This is a genomic window from Pedobacter sp. WC2501 (assembly GCF_052682415.1).
In genome coordinates, this window is the sequence record NZ_JBQZFI010000001.1 from 5,656,832 (window position 1) to 5,681,643 (window position 24,812).

Consider the following 24,812-nt stretch of genomic DNA (forward strand, 5'->3'; position numbering starts at 1 on the left):
CGCAAGTTTTAGCGTCTACGCTAATGGACTGGATGGCTTGTGCTTAGCAGAGATTTAATTAAGAATTTTTAAGCACAAGTCGGGTCTTCGCTTTTTGGCCCAGGCGCTAATACTTGCGCCACATATGTTTAATAACTCATTTTTAAATCAAACTAAACCCTATTCCCCACGCGTTAACACCTCATCTATCATTCCAAATTCCTTTGCTTCGATGGCGCTCATCCAATAATCGCGACTGGCTATTTCATTGATCCGCTCATAACTTTGTCCGCTATGTTTCGCCAGAATATGGTACAGATCCGATTGTACTTTTAACACCTCTCTGATCCTGATATCCATATCAATGGCGGTTCCTTCTGCCCCGCCCGAGGTTTGATGGATCATAACCCTCGAGTGCTGCAAAGCCGAACGTTTACCGGCAGCACCAGCACACAACAATACCGAACCCATAGAAAGCGCAATGCCCGTACAAATGGTGGCCACATCAGGTGCGATAAACTGCATGGTATCATAAATACCAAAACCTGCATAAACCGATCCACCAGGCGAGTTGATATACAATTGGATGTCGCTTTTGGTATCAACCGACTGCAAAAAAAGCAATTGGGCCTGTATTACATTTGCATTCCGCTCATCAACGGCTTCCCCTAAAAAAATAATCCTGTCCATCATCAGCCGCGAGAAAACATCCATCTGTGCCACATTCAGCTGGCGTTCTTCGGTAATGTAGGGCGTCATGGCAACAGGCAGGGTATAAGCAGCAGTTCTGCCCATATACTGATCTACATAAAGGCTGTTTAACCCCTGGTGTTTTACCGCGTAAAGGCGGAATTCTTTGTTAATATCCATTGTATTGATTTTAAATTTCAGGCATAGCGATGCCCCTGCCCCCATAATGGAGCATGATGTATAAATTAAATTGATTGTTTATTTGCGGAAAAAACGCATTACCTTTTGCCTGAAGCTTTGATGCTCAGCGGTATTAAATAGCGTTTCGTGTATGTTATTGATTTCATTTTTCAGCTGCTTCCGGCCATAATCACACACTATTTTGTAGGTCTTGTTCTGCCAGTAAACCTGTTGCGTCAGTTCAGGCTGTAAGATCATTTTAGCTTCGAACAGGAAACTTTCTCCATCCTTACCGTCCGACAGCAGATATTGCTCTATTAAACGGAGCTCATTCAACGATGTCTTCATATTTTAAGGATTTAGCTTTAACGGTTTCTTTCACTTTTTCGAGGCATTTAAATTTCTGGGCGGTTGCAGAGCGTGCACCCGAAAAGCCAAAGCGCCCGGCCAATGTTTCCATATCCTGTTTTTCATAATAAAAAGCACTGAGCAACTGCATACATTTCTGTCCGGCCTGCTCCAGTAAATGCATCAGTTTCCCTGAAGAAACTTCCTCGTACCCGGTATCTGCCAAATCCATCTCTTTATTAAAAACAAGAGCAACTGAATCAAGGGTAACATGTTTGTCGTTTTCCTGATATCGTTTGATCCATAAGTATTTGGCAATTCCAAATAAATAGGCTTTCTCCTGGTACTTCAGCCTTAGTCCCGAAACCTGCACTTTCTCATAATACACTACCAGTGCATCCTGAAAAATATCTTTCGCTTCCTCAAATGATCCGCCCATCCTGCTTACGTGCCTTGCTACCAAAGGAAAAGCTTCTTTGTAGAGTTTCATAAAAAGTGCTTCGCGTTGGCTGGGCTTCTCTTTGATGGATGTTGCTGTCATGATTACTATGTTTTATATAGTATGTGGGGATTTTTGATCAGATATCACCTAAAATTAGTAATTATTTTTTCTATCCTTAAGCCTACATGAAACACATATTGTAAAAATTGCTTGGAGCCTAATGCCAGCTTGCTTAGAAATAACACAGCCCTCACCGAAGCAATATTAATACTACAATGTGGGACAATTCTCTTTTAAGGAAAGTTTAGGCATTATGCTAGCTTGCTTTGAAATAACTCAACCCTCACCAAAGCACACCCGTCAATCCCAATCCTTATATTAATCCTCCCTTGTGGAAAATTCTCTTTTAAGGAAAGTTAGGCATTATGCTAGCTTGCTTTGAAATAACACAGCCCCCACCGAAGCACGCCCGTCAATCCCAATCCTTATATTAAATCCTACCTTATGGACAATTCCCTTTTAAGGAAAGTTTAGGCATTATGCTAGCTTGCTTTGAAATAACACAGCCCTTACCGAAGCACGCCCGTCAATCCCAAGAGCCGGGGAAATCAAAAAAACAGGTGCAGTTTAGGTAAATTGGCACTAACAAACCTGAAACGCAGTGGTTTTGTGTTCATAACGATGATTTAAATTTTTAAAAAAATATTGAACACAAAACGAAGTGCCACTGTTTTTTTGATGCGCATGGGATTGTGCAAGAGGCTCATTGCTGGATTGACAAAGCATTTTTGCATACTTTTGATGCCTCAAAAGTTTGATGCCCCGCGGCATAGAGCGGTAGCGGAATATTCACGCTGTAAAGCATTACCATCTTACCCCTTCAACTTACCCGGAGTTAAACCAAATTTCTTTCTAAAAGCATTGCTGAAGTGCTGTACAGAGGAATAACCGAGCATAAAGGCTACCGATTTTATGGAGAGGCCTTCAAGCAGTAGCTCTTTTGCATGGTTCAGCCTGTAATCGCTCAGGTAACCGAATATGCTATTGTCAAATAACCCTTTAAAACCTTGTTTAAGTTTAAATTCGTTGATGCCGCATACTTTAGCCAGTTCTGCAACCGATGGTGGCTGGTGGATATTGGCAATGAGGTAATCCCTCGCATGATAAATACAATCCCTATCATAAGCAGAATGTAAAGCTGCAGGTTCTTTTTGCTTATTGGCCCGTTCAAAAGCTTCGGCCTGGAGCACAAGCAGTTCAATACATTTCGATTCGATAAACATATGCTTCAAACCTTCCGGATAATCACAATCGAGAATATCGCGGATACAGTGCTGCATGGCCCATGAAATAGGGAGGTCGTGCTCCCCAAGCTGTGTATAACAACCAGTATCAACATGATCTGCCAGAACCTGTAATGCTTTGGTAGAGTGCTCTGCCAATTGCAAAAACTTTTCTTTAGCAAAATGTACCTCAAAAAAGCGGTAACTCTGGCCGGTATCATATTGGCCTGTACCATCAAGCTCAGGCATGTAAATAATATTCTGCTGGTTAGCATTAAAGGTGTACTGTTGCTTATTTACTTCGTTAAAGATGGTGCCATTGCCAGAGAGCGTAAAACGCAGCTTAATCATATCCGGCACATCATAGGTAGGCTTGAAATACATCTGGTGTTGTTTAAACAGGATGTCGCCGTACACGATGTAAATACCAGGGATGTTGATCTGCACGAATTCTGCATCACTAAAAGGAAAACTGTGTTTCTCCTTTCTTTCTCTAACCAATCCGCCACTTACGGGAAGATCATCAAAGCTGCCCCCTACGTTTTTCCAGGCCCCGTAATTCTTCCCAACATTGATTCCCATAATGGCAATTATCACAAAAAAAGCCGAAATAATGCTATTGGGTTATCCACAATTCGATTTTATGTAAAAGAAAATCCTTTTGATGTAAAAGCGTACAGCAGCTATTTTTCAATTTTGCCCCAATTGCGAAATGCACCGCAAGATGTTAATCACTTTATCATGGAAGAGCAAGAAGACCAAAATACATTAACGCTAGATAAAAAAATTGACACTCTCCCACCCAAAAACAGTCTAATTTTTAAACTTTTACAACATTTACCCTTAAAAAAGAATGCAAATGTATTAGAAATAGGCCCTGCGAATACCGAACACCTCTCTTACCTGTTCCAAAAGGCAGAGAATTTAAGTTATACGGGTACTTATTCTTCTGAAGCTGGAATAAAAGAAGCCTTTTCTATAGTTGAAACTAATGGTAATCCGGTAGATCTGATTAAAATAACAGATAATGAGCTCAATTTGCCTGATAATTCCTTTGATTGTTGTTTCACAGCCAACACCATTTATTTATGGCCTGATCCTTTAAAATACTTATCTGAAAGCTACCGCGTATTAAAACCGGAAGGAAAAATGAACCTTGCCTTTGTTGAAAAAAACTTTGGTGCCGGCCTGCCCTGGACACAGCTCGATTTTACATTTTACGAGATTGATGAAGTAAAATCGTTTTTCAAACAATCGGGATTTGCAAAAATTGAAGTAAAGAAATTAACAGAGACGATAATCGATCAGAACGGAAAGGAAATCACCAAACCGTTTATCATGGTATCAGGTCAGAAACAATAGTTGATCTGGTGATATTCACATCCTGGTGGAAATCCAATGTTATTAAGTTGAGGGAAAAATTCTCCGTCATTTCGACTGAAGCGCAGCGAAATGGAGAAATCTTTGAGCTATGTTAAAAGATTTCTCCACTGCGGTCGAAATGACGATATTTCGAGACCATTCCGTGTCTATCCATAGCGTTCCGAAGGGCGCTACGGATTAATAATAGAAAAGAGTCTGTGACTTGTTTTAATTGAGTTTATAAACTCAATTTTATTCTTGTATCCTTAGAGACGTCGCTATGCTTAACGCTACGGACAGCGCGGGATAAATAAAATTCCAGGCAGCCAGTTATTGTTCTTTAACCGGGCTGCTCCGACACAGTGATACACCAACAATACCTTAAGATAACTTTCCCTTTACCTATTATTTAGCTATTGTTAACCTGCCGATCTAAAGCGAGTCAAATCTTTGATCTACCTGATCTCAACCAGGGGTATCACTTAACCAAAGCAAGGGTTAAGCAGTGTGCAAGCAGGTGTTACGCAAGCCTGGCCGGAAGGTGGCATAAACGTGGGGTAAATGTGGCGTAAAGGTGGACTTGGAATATTTTTTTTGGGGATCTTTAATCAGATGGATTGATTTGGGTTATCATCGCTTTTGATTAACCTAATATAAAAAAATATGGTGAAGCAGGCAAAAAAAGCTTCGTAGTTTTTGGCACGGGCAGCAGAAATGCAATTTGTTTGTGTCTGTCCGTAGCGTTCCGAAGGGCTCTACGGATTGATAATAGAAAAGAGTCTGTGATTCGTTTTAATTGAGTTTATAAACTTAATTTTATTCTTGCATCCATAAAGACGCTATGCTTAAACTACGGACATAGCGGGGTAATTCATTGTATAAAATCAATATAAATGACAGTAGAATTTAATGGAAATAAATCTCCTCGCAGGATCGTCACAGCAATGACGATCTTTCTATCGGGAGCATTACACAAAGCAACGACATTAAAATTAACGCATAAAAAAAGCAGATTAAATGTTTAAATCAACATTCAATCTGCTTTTTGACATTGCTTCTGTTAAGCGGTTATATTATTTAATCACTTTGATCTGGCCTTTCATTACCATAAAATGGCCTGGATAGGTACAAATAAAAGGATAGGTACCAGGTGTTTTAGGTACTGTGAAATAAATCGTATCCGATTTTCCAGGCTGCAACAATACTGTATAGGCCAGCACCTTAGGTGTTGCCGGAACAAAATAGTACTTTTCGCCATCAAGGCCCATTTTCAATGCCATTTCACCTACCGCATTGCCCGATCCAGGTGTGGTAAGCACAAAATTGTGCAACATATCATCCACATTCTTAAAGGTTAATTTTACTTTGGTACCAGCCTTAAGGGTAATATTGGTAATATCAAACTTCAGCCCTGGCTTGGTGCCTAATACAATAGTTTTATCAGGCCCTTTAGTCCAGGTTTCTGGTTGTTCGGTAACATGTTTCCCAACATCGGTATTACCTTTAACTGCGCCACCAGCTGCTGGCATATTGCCCATTTGGTGATGGTCCATGCCCTCCATATGGTGTGCCGCCTGCGCGTTGCCTGTCGGTTTATTTTCGGCAGTTAGCAACACCTTTTCTCCATCGGGAATCTTGTTCATGGTATAATATCCATAATCGTGCAATAAAGGAATGTTGCCATTTTCGGCACGTAACCCTTCCATTTTAATTTCGTGAATGTAGCCTTCTTTTAAACTATCCAACACCAACCGCACCCGTTTATGATCAGGAGAAACTACAATGGCTTTGATGCCGCGTGCCGATTGATTGATTACCGGACTACCATAAATGTGGTGGTATTTATAGGTAAAAGTGGAGAGTTTATAAGCGCCTGCATCGCGGGCTGTTTTTTCATCAACCGGCATGGTAAACTCAAGCTCGAAACCATCGGGCTGGGCCTTTACCGTTTGTACCTCAAATGGCATAATACCAGACCAGGTTAAACGCTGCAGCCCGTATTCGGCCTTGCCCGTTGATGACCACCCTCTTGAAGTCATCCCCACCAGCATACTACCATCCGAGCCCCAGTTCATCCTGAGAATGCCCGAAGAAAATCCACGGCGAAAGGGAAATACCACACCTTGGTATACACCTTTAACTTTCTCTAAAAATACCCTGTTGATGTTACTCTGCGATTGGTCGCCTACAAAAAGTTGCCCTTTAAAAGGCCCCATATTGCCATTCTCTGAATAATTCAGGATGCCAGATGTTGAGTTACCCATAATTGAATGCGGAATCCATACAGAAGGGGTTTTTAGTCCCGGCACCCTTTTGGCAACTTCGAATTCGGGTTCGCCGGTATCAGGAATATCTTTCTTGTGCAGCTTAACCGGAGAACCTGGCTCATCCGACCATAATAAACCCGCCGGATTGCCGACAAAATCGCCCTCCTCTACATGGGTAATGCTGCCCGAGCCTACCCAGTCGCCCTGGTTCTCAGCGTAAAATATTTCACCGTCGCTATTTAGCGCCATTGCTGCAGGCGAGCGGAAACCGGTTGCAAAAGGCTTTAACTTAAAATCAGGGGTGAATTTAAGCATCCAGCCGTGCCATTTAGATAAACTGGCGCCATAACCAATCCAGCCCAGGTTAAGTGTTACCACCATGTTGCCATCTTTATCCAGCATAGGGCCATACGCATATTCATGGTAATTGCCCGATAATGGCCACGAGTACATGGTGCTATATTCATCGGCTTCTCCATCGCCATCCAGATCGCGCAGGCGCGTAATCTCAGCGCGCTGGGTAAGGTAAATATCTCCTTTGATATAATTTAAGCCTAATACTTCGTGCATGCCGTGCGCAAACAAGCGGTATTTGGGTTGTTGCCCATTTTTCATGTATGGGTTGGTAATAATCCAGACTTCACCTTTGCGGGTAGCTACAGCCAGCTCATCATTAGGTAAAAAGGTCATTCCACCAACTTCGAGTGCTATCTCTTTTGGGATAGGAACAGTTACGATGGGATAAATCTGTTTCTCTGTTTGTGTTTGTGCTTTTACCGTTACCAGACCAGTGCCCAGTAACAAAAGAGACAATAAGTATGTTGATTTTTTCATGTCTTGATTACCAGGTTAGTGAATAGGTTAACGAATCGGTAGCATTGGCCAGCAATACCAGTAGTTCTTTGCCATTTTGGGTTTTTCTGATAAAAGCTTTTGTGCCATCAGCCAATTTTAAGGTATAAGCTTTATCGCCAACGGTATAAGTATTGTTTTTGTGTGCTTCAATGCCTGGCCCTACTGCAATACGACAATAAAGTGGCTGCTTGCTGTTGCTAATGCTAATGGTACGGCTTAGTGCTGTGCCACCATTTAAAACAGCTATTTTATCGGTTACATTGGCGCCGTTAGCCGCGTACAAAAATGTAGGCATTTTGCTTTTATCTAAAACATAACCCTTATTTTGAAGGTCGTCAAAAGCGATAGAATCTGGCCATGCAGCATCCTTATCAGCCAGTGCTGCAAGGGCAGGTGCTGCAGAAAGCGGTAAAACAGTACCTAAAGGTTTGGCGAGCTGAGGCTCTCCCCTGTCTTTCCACATTTCGGTCGCATCTATAAAATCTCCACGCCATACCTCCAGCAAGGCACCCTGTTTTAAATCGTAAGCATAGTTTACCTTTTCGGGCGTACCTACAGAAATCACATGGGTACGTTTTTTTCCTTCAAACATCAGGAAACTTCGCAATAAATAGGGTTTGTTGGCTACGTTGATGACATAAGGGTTAACATTTTGGGCCATAGAATAGGCTGCACAGCAGGTGAGAAGTGCCAGGCAGCACATCATTCGTTTATAGATCATAATTTTCATCTGGTTAAGAAGCAACAAAACAATCGGTTGCATAACAAATATATCATTAGCATATCAGTTTACAAAAATTCCGTTAAAACAATTATCAATAAACTACGCAAAATATTAATTTTCAGAATATTAAACTTAAATGCAAACGGTAGCAGTAGCTCAATGCCATTAAGTTAAGCTCCGCGGTAGTCAGCCTAAGGGTTAATTTATTTCATAAAAATCAATATAAATGACAGTGGCATTTAATGGAAATAAATCTCCCCAAGGGATCGTCATTGCGAGAAGGCTTTTTCAGCCGACGAAGCAATCTTTATAGCAAGGATAACATAGTTCAAAGATTTCTCCATTTCGCTGCGCTTCAGTCGATTTTAAATCTATCATTGATAGCGTAGTGAAGACTCTTGAAATTGATAATTGCAAATAAAATGCCCTTCGACTACGCTCAGGGTGACATCTTTTTGTGATCTATCCCCTTAACTTAATGAGACAGAGCAGCAGCTAGAAGACTAATCATTAAAATCTTATATTGTTATCAGATTAACCCACAATAATTAAGGATTTAGCGCAGGTAGATTTCTCCGCTAAGATTGAAATGATGATCTTAGGATGGGTTTGTAATGTTGAGCTCAGCTTGTTGTGAGCTTTATGTGGTAATTTTCGCTTAACATATTTTAAAAAGCATTATTTTCAGAATATGCTGTCGCTTAGTGGTTAGTGAACGATCTTGAAAACCAGTTCTTTTAAGAGTTCTCCATCATCAACATTTCCGGTACTATCTAATCCCTTGCTTTTTAAATCATATTCACGGAGTAAACCGATCACCTGGAAAACTTTTCCTGTATTATAATTTCTTGCAGCCACCTCATAATCTTTAATAAAGAATGGCGGTACACCCAATGCTGATGCAGCATCGGCCTTATTAGGGATATAATGGTATTTAAGAAGTTTAGTGAAATAACCGCCTAAATTGGCCAGAACCATTACTGTTGGATTGGCTTTAGGGTTGCTGGCGAAGTAATTGATAATTTTATTACACTTTAGCACATCGCGGATGGCCAGTGCCTTCTGCAATTCGAAAACGTTATATTCTTTACTGATGCCTATATTTCTCTGAACCAGATCGGTATTAATGGTTACCTCCTTCGAAACATTGAGCATTAACTTTTCGATCTCGTTGGCAATTTTGGATAGATCGGTACCCAGATATTCGGCCATTAAAGCCGAGGCCTGCTGATCGATCTTGTAACCTTTTTCTTTGATAAATTCTTCGATCCAAGGCACCAGTTTATAATCGCGCACAGGATCTGACTGAAAAATCAATCCGCTTTTATTGATGGCTTTATAGATTTTTTTACGTTTATCGAAATTGGCATATTTATAGGCCAGCACCAAAATGGTACTGGGCAGCGGTTTTTCGAAATAATTGAGTACAAATTCGCCTTCTTTTGAACTGTCTTCCTTGCCCCACTTTAAATCCTGCGCTTCTTTAACAATCACCACCTGATAATCGGACATCATCGGGTAACGTTTTGCAGCACCCAAAACCGTAGCCATATCGGTATCTTTTCCATATAAAACCGTTTGATTGAAACCTTTTTCGGCATCGTTCAGCAGCTTATCTTCAATATAGTCAGTCACCTGATCAATGTAATAAGATTCTTCACCATGCAATAAGTATACAGGCTTGAATTTCCGGGCTTTGATATCTTTAATAATTTCGGCAGCAGTCATTGCCTGTAAAATTACAATTTAGGTTTAAGGATTTGGGTAAATGTTTATAAATTATAGATGTGAGATGTTAGATATGAGATTTGAGACAGTAGACTGGTGGCTTCATCTCATAATCCAAAATTAACTACCTTTGAAGCTGCAATAATTGATAAATTGTTTTATTGTTGCATTGTTAAGAGACAAACAACTGTTAACTGCAAACCGAAAATTGCAAACTGCCAACTGCCAACTGAAAACCGCTAACTGAGAAAATGTTTACTCCTACTCCGCTTAACCTTCCACCCTACCCATTTAAAATTACTCAAAAGGACGATGTGGTATTTATTTTTGATGAACTGAGAAAGAAACACCTGGTACTTACTCCAGAAGAATGGGTGCGTCAGCATTTTATACAAAACCTGATCTTAGAGAAGAAATTTCCACGTACGTTAATCCAGATTGAAGGTGGTTTGGTATTAAACCAATTACAAAAACGAAGCGATATTTTGGTTTACAATACCGCTGGCGAAAAGCTGATGTTAATTGAATGTAAGGCACCAAAGGTAAAAATTACACAATCAGTTTTTGATCAGGCTTCGCGGTATAATTCGATACATCAGGCCAGGTGGATTGTGCTAACCAATGGCTTGCAACATGTTTATGCCAGGATGGATACGGAAAAGGGCAGCTTTAATTTTGTAGAAGAAATGCCAGAATATTTGGGACTATAAGCAGTATTTGTCATCCTGAGGCACGAAGGATCTTTATTGACCGTTATTACGAATCACGAAGCAATCTTAAAAAGGTATCAATGTATTGTAATGCTTTTTTTGGAAAGCAGGAACAGTAGCATTTAGGTTTATTCAGTCCCGCTCCCGCTTCTGCCAATTGAAAAAATTGGCATCTCGCTTTGATCGGGTTTAGGTTGCACAGTCAGCATTGCTATTAGGGGTTGCAAAGAGCAGGAATAGCGCTCTTTCTGAATCATGCTATTCAACCTTCAATAGCAGCAAAAGCCTTCCGAATCTAAACCTGATTGAAATGTAAAGCCCACAGCGCAGCGAGGACTTGTAATGAAAAGCAGGACTAACTTTAAACCAACCACAACAATTGCTTTCCAAAAAAATCATGAGCATTAAAGATTAATCTATCGGTTGGTGTCTCACCGACCGAAACTTAAAGATTCTTCACTTCGTTCAGAATGACAAAAGAGAATATGATCTAAACGCTATATTCCGGCTTCCAAACCTGTTTATTACCGCTATAAATCGCCTCGTTACACATGGCCACGCAAATAGCGGCCTGGGTTCCGGTATTGATATTTGATGCGGGTTCTTTCCTGGTGGTTATCGATTTGTAAAATTCATCCAACGCATAATTTGTACCATCAATGGTGGCTTTATCTAAAATCGGGATTCCTCCGTCTTTATTCACCACGATTTTAATCTATCGGTTGGTGTCTCACCAACCGAAATTTAATCGGCGTCCACAAAATGAAAATAGAATAATAGTTCTCTCTGGTAGGTGGAGCACCAAATATAGAAAAATGAAAAGCCTTTTTTTGGAAGGCTTTTTTTTATAAAACTCGTCATCTCGACTGAAGCTCAGCGGAACGGAGAGATCTATCTTGACAGATTTCTCGACTGCGTTGCACTCCGCTCGAAATGACGATCTTTTGCAGACTGTATTAGACGATAATTCCTATACTCTATATTCATCTATCGGTTGGTGTCTCACCGACCGAAACTTAAAGATTCTTCACTTCGTTCAGAATGACAAAAGAGAATATGATCTAAACGCTATATTCTTTCTTCCAAACCTGTTTATTACCGCTATAAATTGCCTCGTTACACATGGCCACGCAAATAGCGGCCTGGGTTCCGGTATTGATGTTTGATGCAGGTTCTTTCCTGGTGGTTATCGATTTGTAAAATTCATCCAGCGCATAATTTGTACCATCTATGGTGGCTTTATCTAGAATCGGGATTCCGCCGTCTTTATTCACCACTATTTTTGTTGCCCCGGTTACCCCATCAACAATACCTAACTCTTTTTTGGTACTTTCTTCAGGATAAAATAAGCCGGTATTGGTAAGCAAAGAAACCGAACCTTTGGTACCCTTTATTTTAAACAGATAACCATCGTGCGCATTGCCACAAGTGGCCCCAAAGTTGCCAATCATGCCTTTTTCATTATACCGCAAAATGGCTTGTATGTTATCATAAGTTTCTCTGCCATCTTTAAAAACATCTATGCCTCCCGAACCCATAATTTCATCAGGTTGGGTTTCGAAAGCCCAATTGATAAAATCAATCTGGTGCGATAACAGTTCAGCTGCTAATCCGCCAGAATATTCCTTGTACATACGCCAGTTAATTTTGCGTTCCAAAGCCGGATCCGGAACCGCCCTGCGCCAGTTACCATTACGGTCCCAACGACAATCGATCTGGCTAACCTTACCCAAATAACCACTTTGGATCATATCCTTCACCTTAAAATACAAAGGCGAATAACGATACTGATAGCCCACCTGAAAAACCTGGTTGGAATATTGTTTAACCAGCTTTTTAAGTTCAAGTGCCTGTGTAATATTGTAAGTCATGGTTTTTTCTACATACACATGTTTACCGGCAAGCACCGCATCTTTGGCGATCCTGAAATGTTCGCTTAAAGGTGTGGCAATAAAAACCGCGTTGATTGTTTTATCATCCAAAACCTTGCGGTAATCTTTAATGGCTTTTGCATCGGCTGGAACATACTTTTCGGCCTCTTTAAGCCTGAAATCGAGCAAGTCGCAATAGGCTTTGATATTATATTTGGCAGGCATTGATTTTATTACCGACAAAACTCCTTTACCGCGATCGCCACAACCAATCATGGCCACATTAATGATTTCACCAGCTCCTAAATTTGCAAAACCCTGATTGCCCAAAAATAAACCGGAACCTATTAGGGCTGATGTTTTAACAAAAGATCGACGATGCATGATATAATGGTATTATAATATTTTATTCTTTATAGGTAAAACATTAACCACAGATAAAAAGGATATACACAGATAAAATCTGTGGTTAAATTTCAAGGCTATTTGTACTCATTTTCAAATCAAAAACTTATAAATTCTTGATTTTAATGGTCCTGAAATCCACCTTATTTCCATGATCCTGCAGCAGGATATGTCCTTTCGGCGCTTCGCCAAAGTTTTTCCAGTCTTTATATTTACTAATGGCAACCAGTTTTTTAAACTCTTCAGAGCCACGTGTATATTCTAACACTTTAACCCCATTTAAATAATGCTCTACTTTGTTATTTGGGTAAACTACCAAACGTCCGTTGTTCCAGCTGCCGATTGGGCGCAGGTAACGAGCTTCTTTTTTAGCAGTCATTAAATCGTATAAGGATGCCAAAGTGCGGTTTCCATCTCTGCCCAATTTTGCGTCAGGGTGTAATTCATCGTCTAAAACCTGGTATTCCAGGCCAATGGCCGAACCTTTATTTTTTTCGCTCAGGGTAACAAAATATTTTACACCGCTATTGGCACCAGGCGTTAGCTTAAACTCGAAAGATAAGTCAAAAGCAGCATATTCATCTTTGGTTACAATATCGCCGCCGTTGGTCGATTCTGCGCCCCCAGATGGTTCAACGCTGATTACACCACCGGCAATTTTCCATCCTTTAGCAGGGAAAGCAGTTTTATAAGCACCAACCCAACCTGCACTGCTTTTACCATCGAACAATAGTTTATAACCTTCCGATTTTTCGTAAGCAGATAAAGTATTAGGCGTTAAATTAACCGTGTAAATTCCTTTTGGGAAAGCTTTGGCCTTTAGCCCTTCAGTTTGAATTTTGATATTTTTGAAATAAACTTTCTTGCCATCATTATCGAGGTTATTGCCAATACCATGAACCTGCAAACCGATAAATCCCGATCGATCTAAAGTATCGATCACATAGGCAACCGGCGTTCCATTTACCCAGGTTTTGGTTTCGTTACCGATACATTCGATTTTATAATGGTTAAACGCATTCTTTTTATACAAGGATTTTGCCGATGGGTTAAGTTCTAAAGGATATAACCACAATCTTCTGGCTTCATCGTAAATTCCACCTGTCCATGCTCTTGGTGTAGGGTCTATTTCTACCTGCCTTCCAAAAACCAATCCTTTACCATTATTTCCCTCTGGTTTAAGATGGCTTCGGGTTTGCACGCCAGAATTAGTAGTTTCACCCTCAAGTTTCACATCCAGTTCCAAAATGAAATCGCCGTATTCTTTTTCGGTGATTAAAAATGAATTTGGTATGCCTTTGGTCATTGTTCCCACAATCATATCATCTTCAACCTTGTATGGAGCAGCACCTGCAACAGCTTTCCAGCCGGTAAGTGTTTTACCATCAAATAATGGTTTTGCTTTTTGGGCAGCGGCTGACAGGCTGATCAGGGAAAGGGCTAGAATACTATATTTTTTGATATTTAACATGATAGTTTTTTTCTTGCCGTCATTGCGAGGAAGAATGAAGAAGCAATCTTTTTTGCTAAATAGATTGCTTCGTGCCTCGCAATGACGATATTTTTATTTTAATATTTAAATACTTTTCCGTTTGCGATTACTTCTTGTCTGCCCTCATCGAAAACTGCTTTTGCACCTGTTCGTACCGCAGCATTGGTCATGATATTGGCAATAGAGTGTGAATAACCAGCTTCTACAGGTGCGTTTGGTGTTTTACGGCTGCGCACACATTCCATCCAGTTGCGCATGTGGCCTGAGGTTAATCCATCACCTCCCATATTGGCGCCGGTTGCTGCTTTAATTTCGGTTTTACTTAAATCAAATTCAGGCAAAAGATTAGCCTTCAATCCCATGGCTGCAGCTTCTTTTTCCCTTAAACCACCTTTTGGCGATACTTTATTGGTAATCAGGTTGAGCTCGCCACCATTCGAGTAATAAACCTCGCCTACATCACCTACACTGTTCTGCATTCTTGAAGTAAAAGTAACCTGGAAGCCATCGGTAGTATCTGGCTGGCCATAATCGAATACGGCAACCATCGAATCCCAATTTCTACGGCCATCTTTCCAGGTGTAAATACCGCCGTTTGCCACTACACTTCGCGGATGTTTTAAATTGGTAAACCAATGCACGGTATCAATCTGGTGGCTCATCCATTGACCGGGCATCCCCGACGAATAGGGCCAGAATAATCTGTATTCTAAATATTTTCTCGGATCAAAAGCCTCGTTCGGACGATTTAACAAAAACCTTTTCCAATCAATATCTTCTTCTTTTAATTTAGCTACTAAATCTGGTCGGCGCCACCTGCCTGGCTGATTTACATTCCACACTAAATCTACAGCAGTGATCGGCCCGAATTTTCCATCCTGTATAAATTTTGCCGCATTGATGTAATTTTCTCCACTTCTTCTTTGTGAACCTATTTGCACAATCTGCTTGCTGGCCTTAACAGCTTTAAATGCAGCTTTGGCATCGTCCATGGTTTCGGCAAAAGGCTTTTCTACATACGCATCGCAATTGGCTTTTACCGCCTCGATGGTATGAAGTGCGTGCTGAAAATCGGCGGTACTGATAATTACGGCATCAAGGTCTTTTGTAGCATAAAGCTCATCGTTGTTACGGCAGGCTTTAATATCATGACCAAATTTTTCTTTTAAATGGGCAATTCCTAAATCTCTGCGGTAGTTCCATAAATCAGAAAGACCAACGATATCGAAATTGAGTTCTTTGTTGTGGTTCAGGAAACAAGGCAAAAGGGTGTCTTTAAAGCGATCAGAAAATCCAACAACACCAACACGTACCCGATCATTTGCACCGATGATGCGTCCATAACTTTTGGCGCTCATGCCCATGGTACCTGCATAGGTTGCTGCAGCAAATACTGCTGATTGTTTAATAAATTTTCTTCTGGAATTTTCCATAGAATAAAACGGTTTAAATAAGGTTAGATAGCTTATGCGTTAAACGATTTATAAGATGTTTAACAGCATCCAAATTAGGACTTTTAGTTTAATAAAAAGGTGAGCTTTGGTAACAATTTAGAAAGGAAATGGAAGATGTGGAATGGAAGATGAGGAATATGTGGAAAAGATGACAACTGGGTAGAAAAGACAAATCCCTTTAGATTTTTTTCTAAAGGGATTATTTAAGACCTATAAGGTTTTAAAAACCTTATAGGTCTGTGAGATTATTATTAGCCCAAAACCGCTAAACTTTCTTCAATAATTTTGATTTTAGCTTCAGCGTCAGCTTTTTTATTGCGTTCATTGGCAATAATCTCGGGTTTTGCATTCTGTACAAAACGTTCGTTACTCAATTTAGCATCAACCGACTTTAAAAAGCCCTGTAAATAAACTAAATCGGCATTTAAACGTTCGCGTTCTGCTTCTACATCAACGTTTTCGGTTAGTGGAATAAAGAATTCATCTTTCCCTGCCATAAAAGCCGTTGCGCCAACAATTTTATCGTTTACTATTTCAGCTTCTGATACATTGGCCAGTTTAAAAACGATATTTAGCCATTTTTCATAATCAAGATCAGAATTTACCTTAATGCTTAACGGCAACGCTTCTTTAAGCGAAATCTGCTTCTGGTTCCTTACATTTCTAATTTCGGCCACCACAGTTTTAATTACCTCGGCATCTTTCAATAATTGTTCATCAAAAGTTCCGCCTTTCGGAAATTCGGCTACAATACAGCAATCCATTTCGCCACGATCGGCAAACAGATCATCATGCCATAACTCTTCAGTAATAAAAGGCATATTAGGATGCAATAACTTGATGATATTTTCGAAGAACGCAATAGTTGCTTTGTAACTCTCCGCATCAATTGGCTGCTGATAAGCAGGTTTAACCATTTCTAAATACCAGGCACAGAAATCATCCCAAACCAGTTTGTAAGTGATCATTAATGCTTCTGATAGACGGTATTGTTTGAAGTTAGCTTCAATTTCTACCAACGCTTCGTTAAAGCGGTTTTCGAACCAGGATATGGCCTGAGTATTCGGGTTAACCAGATTTTCGTCAACTTCCCATCCTTTTACCAAACGGAAAGCATTCCAGATTTTGCTGGCGAAATTACGTCCCTGTTCGCAGTAGCTTTCATCGAACATTAAATCGTTACCAGCAGGTGAAGACATTAACATCCCCACACGAACGGCATCAGCACCATATTTTTCAATCAATCCAATCGGGTCTGGCGAGTTACCCAGCGATTTAGACATTTTACGTCCTAATTTATCGCGCACAATACCCGTTAAATACACATTGGTAAATGGTTTTTTGCCCATAAACTCATGTCCGGCCATAATCATACGTGCTACCCAGAAAAATAAGATTTCAGGTGCGGTAACCAGATCATTGGTTGGGTAATAATAGTTGATGTCTTTATTTTCAGGATTTTTAAATCCATCGAAAACTGAAATCGGCCATAACCATGATGAGAACCAGGTATCCATCACATCATCATCCTGCCTTAAAAATGGCTCTAACTGATGTTTGAATCCAGCTTTTTCCGTTTCTGAGCAGCTTTCATCTAAATGTTTTTTCTTCCAGAATTCTTCTAATGCTTCATCTTTGGTTTTGGCAACTACCCAATTTCCTTTATCGTCGTACCAGGCTGGGATTCTTTGCCCCCACCATAACTGACGGCTAATGTTCCAATCGCGAACATTTTCCATCCAGTGGCGGTAGGTATTTTCAAATTTATTTGGGATCAGGTTTACCTCGCCATTCAATACATCATCCAAAGCTGGCTGCGCCATCTCTTTCATCTTTACAAACCATTGCATCGAAAGTTTTGGTTCGATAGCGGCATCGGTACGTTCAGAAAAACCGACCTGCGATTTATAATCCTCCACTTTCTCTAAATGGCCAGCTTCTTCCAGCATTTTGGCAATTTTTTTACGCGCAACAAACCTGTCTTCGCCCACTAAAATAACGGCTAATTCATTTAAAGTTCCATCATCGTTTAAGATATCAGTAACCGGTAAATTGTGTTTAACGCCCAGTTCATAATCGTTTAAATCGTGCGCAGGTGTAACTTTTAAACAGCCTGTACCAAATTCAATATCTACATATTCATCCTCAATAACCGGAATTTCGTGGTTAACCAGAGGCACGAAAACTTTTTTACCTTTTAGGTGCGTAAAACGCTCATCGTTCGGGTTAATACAGATCGCCGCATCGGCCATAATCGTTTCCGGACGCGTAGTCGCTATAGTTAAAAACTGGTCTTCGGTTCCCGAAATCAGGTATTTAATGTAATAGAGTTTCTGGTTTACTTCTTTACGGATCACTTCTTCATCAGAAACGGCTGTTTTACCAGCCGGATCCCAGTTAACCATACGGATACCCCGGTAAATCCACCCTTTTTTATATAAATGAATAAACGAATCAATAACCGCTTCAGAAAGATCTTCTTCCATGGTAAAGCGGGTACGGTCCCAATCGCAGCTTGCACCTAATTTCTTTAACTGTTCTAAAATAATACCGCCGTATTTCTCTTTCCACTCCCAGGCATATTTCAGAAATTCCTCACGAGAGAGATCTTTTTTATTGATTCCCTGTTCTTTTAACATCGCCACAACCTTTGCTTCGGTTGCAATAGAGGCATGGTCAGTTCCGGGTACCCAACATGCATTTTTACCTTGCATACGGGCTTTACGGATCAATACATCCTGAATGGTATTATTGAGCATGTGCCCCATGTGCAGTACGCCTGTGACGTTTGGCGGCGGAATTACGATGGTGTAAGGTTCGCGTTCATCGGGTTCTGAATGAAAAAACTCTTTAGATAGCCAATAGCTATACCATTTATCTTCTGTTTCTGCAGGATTGTACTTGGTGGATATGCTCATGAATGTATTAAAAATTCAAAAATAGCTAATTAAGCTGAAAGACCAAAGCCAAGCAAGTGGAAAGCTGAAAGACTAAAGCAGGTAAACTTCAGATGAGTGTATGGAAAAGATATGCGCGTTAGTTTTTGGAAAGCAGGTGCGTATTTTGATTTAGCCCTGCTTTTGGTTTTTAGCCCCGACGTGAAGTCGGGAGCTACCACGTCAATCAGGTTTAGAAAAATTGGTTCTTGCAAAACAAGAACCATAATGAAGTTTTATTAAACGATTACTCTACGTCATCAAAAACATCATCTAATGCCAGCTCAAAACCAGGCAATACGGTTGACGTAATTTTTTCACTCAAGGTAAATATTTTAGAAGGTTGAAATTTACCCATTTCATTTAGGGTATATATCAAAATGCTTTGATCACTTTGGCTCACCACCCAATATTCTTTAACACCAAACTCTTCATAAACCTTATACTTATTTAGCAGCTCCATTTTGGTATTTCCCGGCGATAAAATTTCGATTACCAGATCAGGCGCACCGATACAGCCACGGGCATCAAGTTTGCTTTTATCGCAGATTACGCAGATATCTGGTTGTAGAACAGTAAATACATCTTTATCAGCTTTGCTTTCCTTTGGAAAACGGACATCAAAAGGCGCTGCATAAACCTTACAGGGTTTACCTTTTAAAAAATTAATTATTGGATTTAACAAATTAATAGAAACACCTTGGTGCACCCTTGATGGCGCAGGACTCATTTTAAAGATTTTGCCTGCAATCAACTCTACCCTTTCAGGGAAAAGCCAGTTTAAATAGTTAGAATAGCTATAAGTTAACGATGCATCAAGTTCATTGAACTGCCTGACAGGCTCGTCATCGTTTAAAACAGGATATGGAACTGGCTCAGACATAGTCTAAGATACTAAAAAAAGTAGTAATCTAAAAATATTTGTGGATTTTATAAATCCTCAAAAACATCATCCAATGCCAGTTCAAAACCTGGCAATACAGTTGACGTAATTTTTTCGCTTAAGGTGAATATTTTAGAGGGCTGAAATTTACCCATCTCGTTTAGGGTATATATCAAAATGCTTTGATCACTCTGGCTCACCACCCAATATTCTTTAACACCAAATTCTTCGTAAACACGGTACTTATTAAGCAGTTCCATTCTGGTATTTCCGGGAGATAAAACCTCCACAACCAGATCGGGTGCGCCAATACAACCACGGGCATCAATTTTGTTTCTATCACAGATTACACAGATATCTGGTTGTAAAACGGTAAAAATAGCTTTATCATGGTGACTTTCCTTTGGAAAACGAACATCAAATGGCGATAGGTAAACTTTGCAAGGTTGCTTTTTTAAAAAACTCCCTAACTTAAGAAATATGTTGCCAATAACTCCCTGATGAACGCTTGAAGGTGCAGGACTCATCTTAAAGATTTTACCTTTAATCAGTTCAACTCTTTCGGGAAAAAGCCAGTTTAAATAATTGGAATAACTATAAGTTAACGATGCGTCAAGTTCATTGAACTGCCTTACAGGTTCATCATCGTTTAAAACAGGATATGGAACGGGTTCAGACATAATCAAATATACTAATTTTTATAGTATTCCGACTTTCTATTTTTCAACATATCTTAATACCATTAAGAAATTAAGGACATTAAGTTTTAGGCAATTACTTAACTATTTTAATTTTCTTAATGGTAAAAGTATAAATTTACTAAAACTTCATCTTCTGAATTCTCACCGCATTTAAAATAGCCAGAAGTGCCACACCAACGTCGGCAAAAACCGCTTCCCACATGGTTGCTATACCTCCTGCCCCTAAAATTAAGACAATTGCTTTTACAGCAAATGCCAATACAATATTCTGGATGACTACATTTTTGGTTGCCTTACCTATTTTAACCGCAGTTGCAATTTTAGAAGGCTGATCGGTTTGAATCACTACGTCTGCTGTTTCGATCGCAGCATCGCTACCCATTGCGCCCATGGCAATACCAATATCGCTGATTGCCAATACCGGTGTATCGTTAATTCCATCTCCCACAAAGGCCACCACCTTACTTTTGTCGCTTTTAATTGCTTCCAATCGGGCAACTTTATCTTCAGGTAATAAGTCGCCAAAATAAGTATCAATACCTAAACTCAAGGCTACTTTTTTAACAATTGAGGTCTTATCACCACTTAACATCACAACCTGTTTTATTCCGTTTTCGTAGAGCTTTTTAATGGCTTCGGCAGCATCTTCCTTTATTTCATCTGCAATCAGAACATAACCAACATATTTCTGGTCGATAGCAACAACTACAATACTTTCTTCTATCGATGCAATTTTAGGCTCATAATCAATATTAAATTTCTCCAAAAGTTTAACATTACCTGCTAAAACCTCTTTACCATTAACCAGACCTTTTAAGCCCATTCCAGCAATTTCCTCGATGTTTTCGGCAGGATGAATTTCTTTTTCACCAGTATATTCTACAATGGCCTTCGCAATTGGATGGGTAGATTTGGCTTCAACAGCCGTTAATAAATTCAAAAATTCTGCTTCATCAATACTGCTTTCTACTTTTTGAACATTGAAAACACCTTTTGTTAAGGTTCCGGTTTTATCCATTACAACCGTATTCAGTTTGGTAATCAGATCAAGGAAATTAGAGCCTTTAAAAAGAATGCCATTTGCCGATGCCGCACCAATTCCGCCAAAATAACCCAATGGAATAGAAATGACCAGCGCACATGGGCAAGATATAACCAGGAAAACCAGCGAACGATACAACCAGGTTTGAAAATGATATTCGTTTCCTAAAACCAAAATTGGGATAGTAACCAGCGCGAGGGCTAAAAAGAAAACAATCGGGGTATATATTTTCGCAAACTTGCGAATAAAAAGTTCGGTCTTAGCTTTGCGGGTAGTGGCATTTTGAACCATTTCCAAAATGCGTGATAATGCACTGTCTGCAAAAGCTTTGGTCACTTTAACTTCGACTACTTTATCCAAATTAAGCATCCCTGCCAAAATCGATTCGCCCTTATTAATTGTACGCGGTTTGCTCTCGCCCGTTAAAGCAGCAGTATTAAAACTGCTTTTATCACTTATCAATTCTCCGTCTAAAGGGATTTTCTCACCAGCCTTTACTTGTATGGTTTCGCCAATTTCTACCATTTCAGGATTAACGTCTTCGTATTTCCCATTGCGGAATACATGCCCTACATCTGCACGAACATCAAGTAATGCTTTAATATTCCTTTTGGCACGGTTTACTGCAGCCATTTGAAACAACTCGCCGATAGTGTAAAAAAGCATTACCGTTACGCCCTCAGGATATTCTCCAATGGCAAAAGCACCGATGGTGGCGATAGACATTAAAGAAAACTCGGTAAAGAAATCTTTGGCTTTAAAAGTTTCCCAAACCTCGCGTAAAACCGGGATGCCCACAGGTAAATAAGCCACGATATACCAATAAGGCCGAATAATTTGAAATACAGGAACCGTAAACAGGTTGTCAAACGCAATTCCAATCAGCAGCATAACCAATGTTACGATGGCTGGCAAATACGTTTTAAAGGCAGAAGGATCTCCACCATGGTCGTGGTCATGTTCCTCGCCTTCTTCATGTGTATGATCATGATCATGGCTATGTTTTGGTTCGGAATGTACTTTACTGCTGCAACAGCTATCTTCTTTATCGTGTGAGTGACTCATTATATTTATAGTATGCTAAACATCATTGTTATTGTTAACGATAAAACCCCGCAGGTTTAGATAACCGTTTTCAAATTTATGGAAAATAAAATGTTTTATCCCGAATCATTCTTAATAGCAATAATTTTTACAAGCACACAATAAATTTTGTTAAAAAATGTTAATAGTGGTATAAAAGATTTAAAATCATGAAATCTATTAAAATTTCTTTTTCAGCATCAGAACTTATCAGGAGGCTTGGCTTAGCAAAAATATACTACTGGTTTAACAAGTAATATTCTTAATATATAACACCAGTATTAATTAGTATTTCATAAATTTCGCATCATTATTAACTTATTAAGCGAATGAAATACCAAAATTTGAAAAGATATTTTGCAGCGCTAGGTATAGTCGCTGCCGGATTTTCTGCAAATGCACAAACCAAAAAATTTATCGACCCTGCCAACATGGATCTTTCCGTTAAACCAGGCGACGATTTCTACACCTACGCAAGTGGTACGTGGATAAAAAACAATCCAGTTCCTGCTAAAGAAACGCGTTGGGGTTCATTTAACGAGCTTCGCGATTTCAACATCAACGCTGTTAAATCTTTAGTGGAAGATGCAGCTGCTGACAAATCTGCTCCTGCAGGTTCGGTTAAGCGTAGAGTTGGCGATTTTTATACGGCTGCTATGGACAGTACAACCATTGAAGAATTGGGTTATACCCCAATAAAAGCCGATTTAGCGAAAATTAAGCAAATTAAAAATATTCAGGGTGTGCTGGATCAGGTGGTTTACATGCGAACCAATGGTTTGGGTGGAGGAATGTTTGGCCTTGGTGTTGGGCAAGACCGCAAGAATGTAAACAAATACATGGTGAATATTAGTCAGGGAGGCACAACACTTCCTGATCGCGATTATTACCTGAAAGATGATACACGCAGTGTTAAGATCCGCGATGCTTACAATACCTATATGGTTACTTTATTTACCTTAACGGGAAGTACACCGGAAGAAGCAAAACAAAAAGCAGCAACCGTTTATAAAATTGAAAAGCAATTCGCTGAAGCGCAGATGAGCCGTTTAGAAATGCGCGATCCTTACGCTACCTATAACAAGCTTACCGTTGCCGAACTGAACCAAAAAACACCAGATATTAACTGGACAACCTATTTGCCTAAATTCAAAATCAAAAATCAGGATACTGTTCTGGTTTCTTCGCCTAAATTTATGGCGAGCCTTGATGGCATGTTGAAATCGGTTCCGGTTACCGATTGGCAAACTTATCTGGAGTGGAACATTTTAAAAGGTTCAGCTTCCGGTTTAAGTTCTCCATTTGTGAAGGCAAGTTTCGCTTTTACGCAGGCTCAAACAGGTCAGAAAGTACAAACACCACGTTGGCAACGCATGTCATCTTTAACTGATGGCACTATCGGCGAATTATTAGGCCAGCTCTACGTGGCCAAATATTTTAAGCCGGAAGCTAAAGAGCGGATGAACCAGATGATTGTAAACTTGCGTAAAGCATTCGAAATCAGAATTAATGGTTTAGAGTGGATGAGCCCTGAAACCAAACAAAAGGCATTAGCTAAATTACATGCCTTTACACCAAAAGTGGGTTATCCGGAAAAATGGAAAAACTATGATGGTTTAGTGATTAATAAGGATACTTATTTCCAAAACTTACGCAATGCAAGTGTTTGGGGCTATAAAGAAATGATTGATCAGTTAGGTAAACCTGTTGATCGCAAACGTTTTGGTATGACACCTCCAACGGTTAATGCTTACTATAGCCCTACACTGAATGAGATTGTTTTCCCTGCTGGTATTTTACAGTTCCCTTTCTTTGATCCAAATGCCGATGATGCCGTTAATTATGGCGGTATAGGCGCAGTGATTGGTCACGAAATGAGCCATGGTTTTGATGACAGCGGAAGTCAATATGATGCTGCCGGTAACTTAAAAAACTGGTGGACTGCTGAAGACAAAGCTAAATTTGACGCAAAAACAAAGGCTTTAGGCGAGCAGTTTGATGCTTATACCGTATTAGATACCATTCATGTAATTGGTAAGTTAACCATGGGCGAAAACATTGGCGATTTAGGAGGTTTAAATGCCGCTTATACTGCATTCAAAATGACCAAACAAGGTCAAAGCAATGAGAAAATTGATGGTTTTACACCAGATCAGCGTTTTTTCCTGGCCTGGGCACAAGTATGGAGAGGTAATATTTTACCCGAAAGTGCTGCTCAGCTAATTAAAACTGATCCGCATTCTCCAGGCCCATACCGTACCATTGGTGCACCTGTAAATATGGATGCGTGGTATAATGCTTTTGATGTTAAACCTGGCGATAAATTATATAAAAAACCAGAAGACAGAATTAGAATGTGGTAGTTTTGAGGTTGAGG

Annotated in this window: 18 protein-coding genes; 3 read left to right on the forward strand and 15 right to left on the reverse strand. The window is 39.9% G+C overall.

Going from position 1 to position 24,812, the window contains the following annotated elements:
• Nucleotides 1-159: 159 nt before the first annotated feature.
• The 4 genes from ACUN24_RS23640 to ACUN24_RS23655 form a co-directional block, all read right to left on the reverse strand.
• Nucleotides 160-849 carry an ATP-dependent Clp protease proteolytic subunit gene (locus ACUN24_RS23640; protein ID WP_121287330.1) on the reverse strand — a complete coding sequence of 230 codons (690 nt, stop codon included), beginning with the start codon at nt 847-849 and terminating at the stop codon, nt 160-162.
• 78 nt (nt 850-927) lie between these two features.
• Nucleotides 928-1,197, reverse strand: a complete 270-nt coding sequence (locus tag ACUN24_RS23645) for a hypothetical protein (RefSeq protein ID WP_445564750.1) — start codon at nt 1,195-1,197, stop codon at nt 928-930.
• A complete protein-coding gene (locus tag ACUN24_RS23650; RefSeq protein WP_445564751.1) occupies nt 1,178-1,738 on the reverse strand; it encodes an RNA polymerase sigma factor in 561 nt (186 codons plus the stop codon). The genes ACUN24_RS23645 and ACUN24_RS23650 overlap by 20 nt, the downstream gene beginning before the upstream one ends.
• Before the next feature lie 773 nt (nt 1,739-2,511).
• Complete coding sequence (locus ACUN24_RS23655) at nt 2,512-3,504, reverse strand: helix-turn-helix domain-containing protein (protein ID WP_445564752.1); 993 nt, start codon at nt 3,502-3,504, stop codon at nt 2,512-2,514.
• Nucleotides 3,505-3,663: 159 nt separating this feature from the next.
• Between ACUN24_RS23655 and ACUN24_RS23660 the strand changes: the two genes are divergently transcribed.
• Nucleotides 3,664-4,284: a class I SAM-dependent methyltransferase gene (locus ACUN24_RS23660; RefSeq protein WP_445564753.1), complete on the forward strand. Its 621-nt coding sequence runs from the start codon at nt 3,664-3,666 to the stop codon at nt 4,282-4,284.
• A 1,073-nt stretch (nt 4,285-5,357) separates the two neighbouring features.
• Here ACUN24_RS23660 and ACUN24_RS23665 read toward each other — a convergent pair.
• The 3 genes from ACUN24_RS23665 to holA form a co-directional block, all read right to left on the reverse strand.
• Nucleotides 5,358-7,385 (reverse strand): plastocyanin/azurin family copper-binding protein, encoded by a 2,028-nt coding sequence (locus ACUN24_RS23665; RefSeq protein WP_445564754.1) that lies wholly within the window; start codon nt 7,383-7,385, stop codon nt 5,358-5,360.
• 7 nt (nt 7,386-7,392) lie between these two features.
• Nucleotides 7,393-8,136 (reverse strand): hypothetical protein, encoded by a 744-nt coding sequence (locus ACUN24_RS23670; protein ID WP_445564755.1) that lies wholly within the window; start codon nt 8,134-8,136, stop codon nt 7,393-7,395.
• A 702-nt stretch (nt 8,137-8,838) separates the two neighbouring features.
• On the reverse strand, nt 8,839-9,858 hold the full coding sequence (gene holA, locus ACUN24_RS23675; RefSeq protein ID WP_121287101.1) for a DNA polymerase III subunit delta: 1,020 nt from the start codon (nt 9,856-9,858) through the stop codon (nt 8,839-8,841).
• Nucleotides 9,859-10,109: 251 nt separating this feature from the next.
• Between holA and ACUN24_RS23680 the strand changes: the two genes are divergently transcribed.
• Nucleotides 10,110-10,568, forward strand: coding sequence for a type I restriction enzyme HsdR N-terminal domain-containing protein (locus tag ACUN24_RS23680; protein ID WP_445564756.1), 459 nt, complete (start codon nt 10,110-10,112; stop codon nt 10,566-10,568).
• A gap of 490 nt (nt 10,569-11,058) precedes the next feature.
• On the opposite strand, the gene ACUN24_RS23685 is transcribed toward ACUN24_RS23680, so the two are convergent.
• From ACUN24_RS23685 to ACUN24_RS23720, 8 genes are all read right to left on the reverse strand, one after another.
• A complete protein-coding gene (locus ACUN24_RS23685) occupies nt 11,059-11,274 on the reverse strand; it encodes a hypothetical protein (RefSeq protein WP_445564757.1) in 216 nt (71 codons plus the stop codon).
• 355 nt (nt 11,275-11,629) lie between these two features.
• Nucleotides 11,630-12,823, reverse strand: a complete 1,194-nt coding sequence (locus tag ACUN24_RS23690; RefSeq protein ID WP_445564758.1) for a Gfo/Idh/MocA family protein — start codon at nt 12,821-12,823, stop codon at nt 11,630-11,632.
• 127 nt (nt 12,824-12,950) lie between these two features.
• Complete coding sequence (locus ACUN24_RS23695; RefSeq protein WP_445564759.1) at nt 12,951-14,315, reverse strand: 3-keto-disaccharide hydrolase; 1,365 nt, start codon at nt 14,313-14,315, stop codon at nt 12,951-12,953.
• A 98-nt stretch (nt 14,316-14,413) separates the two neighbouring features.
• Nucleotides 14,414-15,769 carry a Gfo/Idh/MocA family protein gene (locus tag ACUN24_RS23700; protein WP_445564760.1) on the reverse strand — a complete coding sequence of 452 codons (1,356 nt, stop codon included), beginning with the start codon at nt 15,767-15,769 and terminating at the stop codon, nt 14,414-14,416.
• 272 nt (nt 15,770-16,041) lie between these two features.
• Nucleotides 16,042-18,708 (reverse strand): valine--tRNA ligase, encoded by a 2,667-nt coding sequence (locus tag ACUN24_RS23705; protein WP_445564761.1) that lies wholly within the window; start codon nt 18,706-18,708, stop codon nt 16,042-16,044.
• Between the two features lie 265 nt (nt 18,709-18,973).
• Nucleotides 18,974-19,609, reverse strand: coding sequence for a Uma2 family endonuclease (locus ACUN24_RS23710; protein WP_315421932.1), 636 nt, complete (start codon nt 19,607-19,609; stop codon nt 18,974-18,976).
• Nucleotides 19,610-19,656: 47 nt separating this feature from the next.
• Nucleotides 19,657-20,289 carry a Uma2 family endonuclease gene (locus ACUN24_RS23715; protein WP_445564762.1) on the reverse strand — a complete coding sequence of 211 codons (633 nt, stop codon included), beginning with the start codon at nt 20,287-20,289 and terminating at the stop codon, nt 19,657-19,659.
• Between the two features lie 139 nt (nt 20,290-20,428).
• The gene (locus ACUN24_RS23720; protein ID WP_445564763.1) at nt 20,429-22,417 is read right to left on the reverse strand and encodes a heavy metal translocating P-type ATPase; all 1,989 of its coding nucleotides are present in this window, start codon (nt 22,415-22,417) and stop codon (nt 20,429-20,431) included.
• A 347-nt stretch (nt 22,418-22,764) separates the two neighbouring features.
• Here ACUN24_RS23720 and ACUN24_RS23725 point away from each other — a divergent pair, with 347 nt between their 5' ends.
• The gene (locus ACUN24_RS23725) at nt 22,765-24,798 is read left to right on the forward strand and encodes a M13 family metallopeptidase (RefSeq protein ID WP_445564764.1); all 2,034 of its coding nucleotides are present in this window, start codon (nt 22,765-22,767) and stop codon (nt 24,796-24,798) included.
• The last annotated feature ends 14 nt before the right edge of the window (nt 24,799-24,812 follow it).

What these genes read in the sequence shown, in the direction of transcription:
- ACUN24_RS23705 (WP_445564761.1), bottom strand. Translation starts at nt 18,708, where the DNA reads ATGAGCATATCCACCAAGTACAATCCTGCAGAAACAGAAGATAAATGG.
- ACUN24_RS23660 (WP_445564753.1), top strand. Translation starts at nt 3,664, where the DNA reads ATGGAAGAGCAAGAAGACCAAAATACATTAACGCTAGATAAAAAAATT.
- ACUN24_RS23695 (WP_445564759.1), bottom strand. Translation starts at nt 14,315, where the DNA reads ATGTTAAATATCAAAAAATATAGTATTCTAGCCCTTTCCCTGATCAGC.
- ACUN24_RS23680 (WP_445564756.1), top strand. Translation starts at nt 10,110, where the DNA reads ATGTTTACTCCTACTCCGCTTAACCTTCCACCCTACCCATTTAAAATT.
- holA (WP_121287101.1), bottom strand. Translation starts at nt 9,858, where the DNA reads ATGACTGCTGCCGAAATTATTAAAGATATCAAAGCCCGGAAATTCAAG.
- ACUN24_RS23700 (WP_445564760.1), bottom strand. Translation starts at nt 15,769, where the DNA reads ATGGAAAATTCCAGAAGAAAATTTATTAAACAATCAGCAGTATTTGCT.
- ACUN24_RS23715 (WP_445564762.1), bottom strand. Translation starts at nt 20,289, where the DNA reads ATGTCTGAACCCGTTCCATATCCTGTTTTAAACGATGATGAACCTGTA.
- ACUN24_RS23690 (WP_445564758.1), bottom strand. Translation starts at nt 12,823, where the DNA reads ATGCATCGTCGATCTTTTGTTAAAACATCAGCCCTAATAGGTTCCGGT.
- ACUN24_RS23655 (WP_445564752.1), bottom strand. Translation starts at nt 3,504, where the DNA reads ATGGGAATCAATGTTGGGAAGAATTACGGGGCCTGGAAAAACGTAGGG.
- ACUN24_RS23710 (WP_315421932.1), bottom strand. Translation starts at nt 19,609, where the DNA reads ATGTCTGAGCCAGTTCCATATCCTGTTTTAAACGATGACGAGCCTGTC.
- ACUN24_RS23645 (WP_445564750.1), bottom strand. Translation starts at nt 1,197, where the DNA reads ATGAAGACATCGTTGAATGAGCTCCGTTTAATAGAGCAATATCTGCTG.
- ACUN24_RS23670 (WP_445564755.1), bottom strand. Translation starts at nt 8,136, where the DNA reads ATGAAAATTATGATCTATAAACGAATGATGTGCTGCCTGGCACTTCTC.
- ACUN24_RS23720 (WP_445564763.1), bottom strand. Translation starts at nt 22,417, where the DNA reads ATGAGTCACTCACACGATAAAGAAGATAGCTGTTGCAGCAGTAAAGTA.
- ACUN24_RS23665 (WP_445564754.1), bottom strand. Translation starts at nt 7,385, where the DNA reads ATGAAAAAATCAACATACTTATTGTCTCTTTTGTTACTGGGCACTGGT.
- ACUN24_RS23640 (WP_121287330.1), bottom strand. Translation starts at nt 849, where the DNA reads ATGGATATTAACAAAGAATTCCGCCTTTACGCGGTAAAACACCAGGGG.
- ACUN24_RS23650 (WP_445564751.1), bottom strand. Translation starts at nt 1,738, where the DNA reads ATGACAGCAACATCCATCAAAGAGAAGCCCAGCCAACGCGAAGCACTT.
- ACUN24_RS23725 (WP_445564764.1), top strand. Translation starts at nt 22,765, where the DNA reads ATGAAATACCAAAATTTGAAAAGATATTTTGCAGCGCTAGGTATAGTC.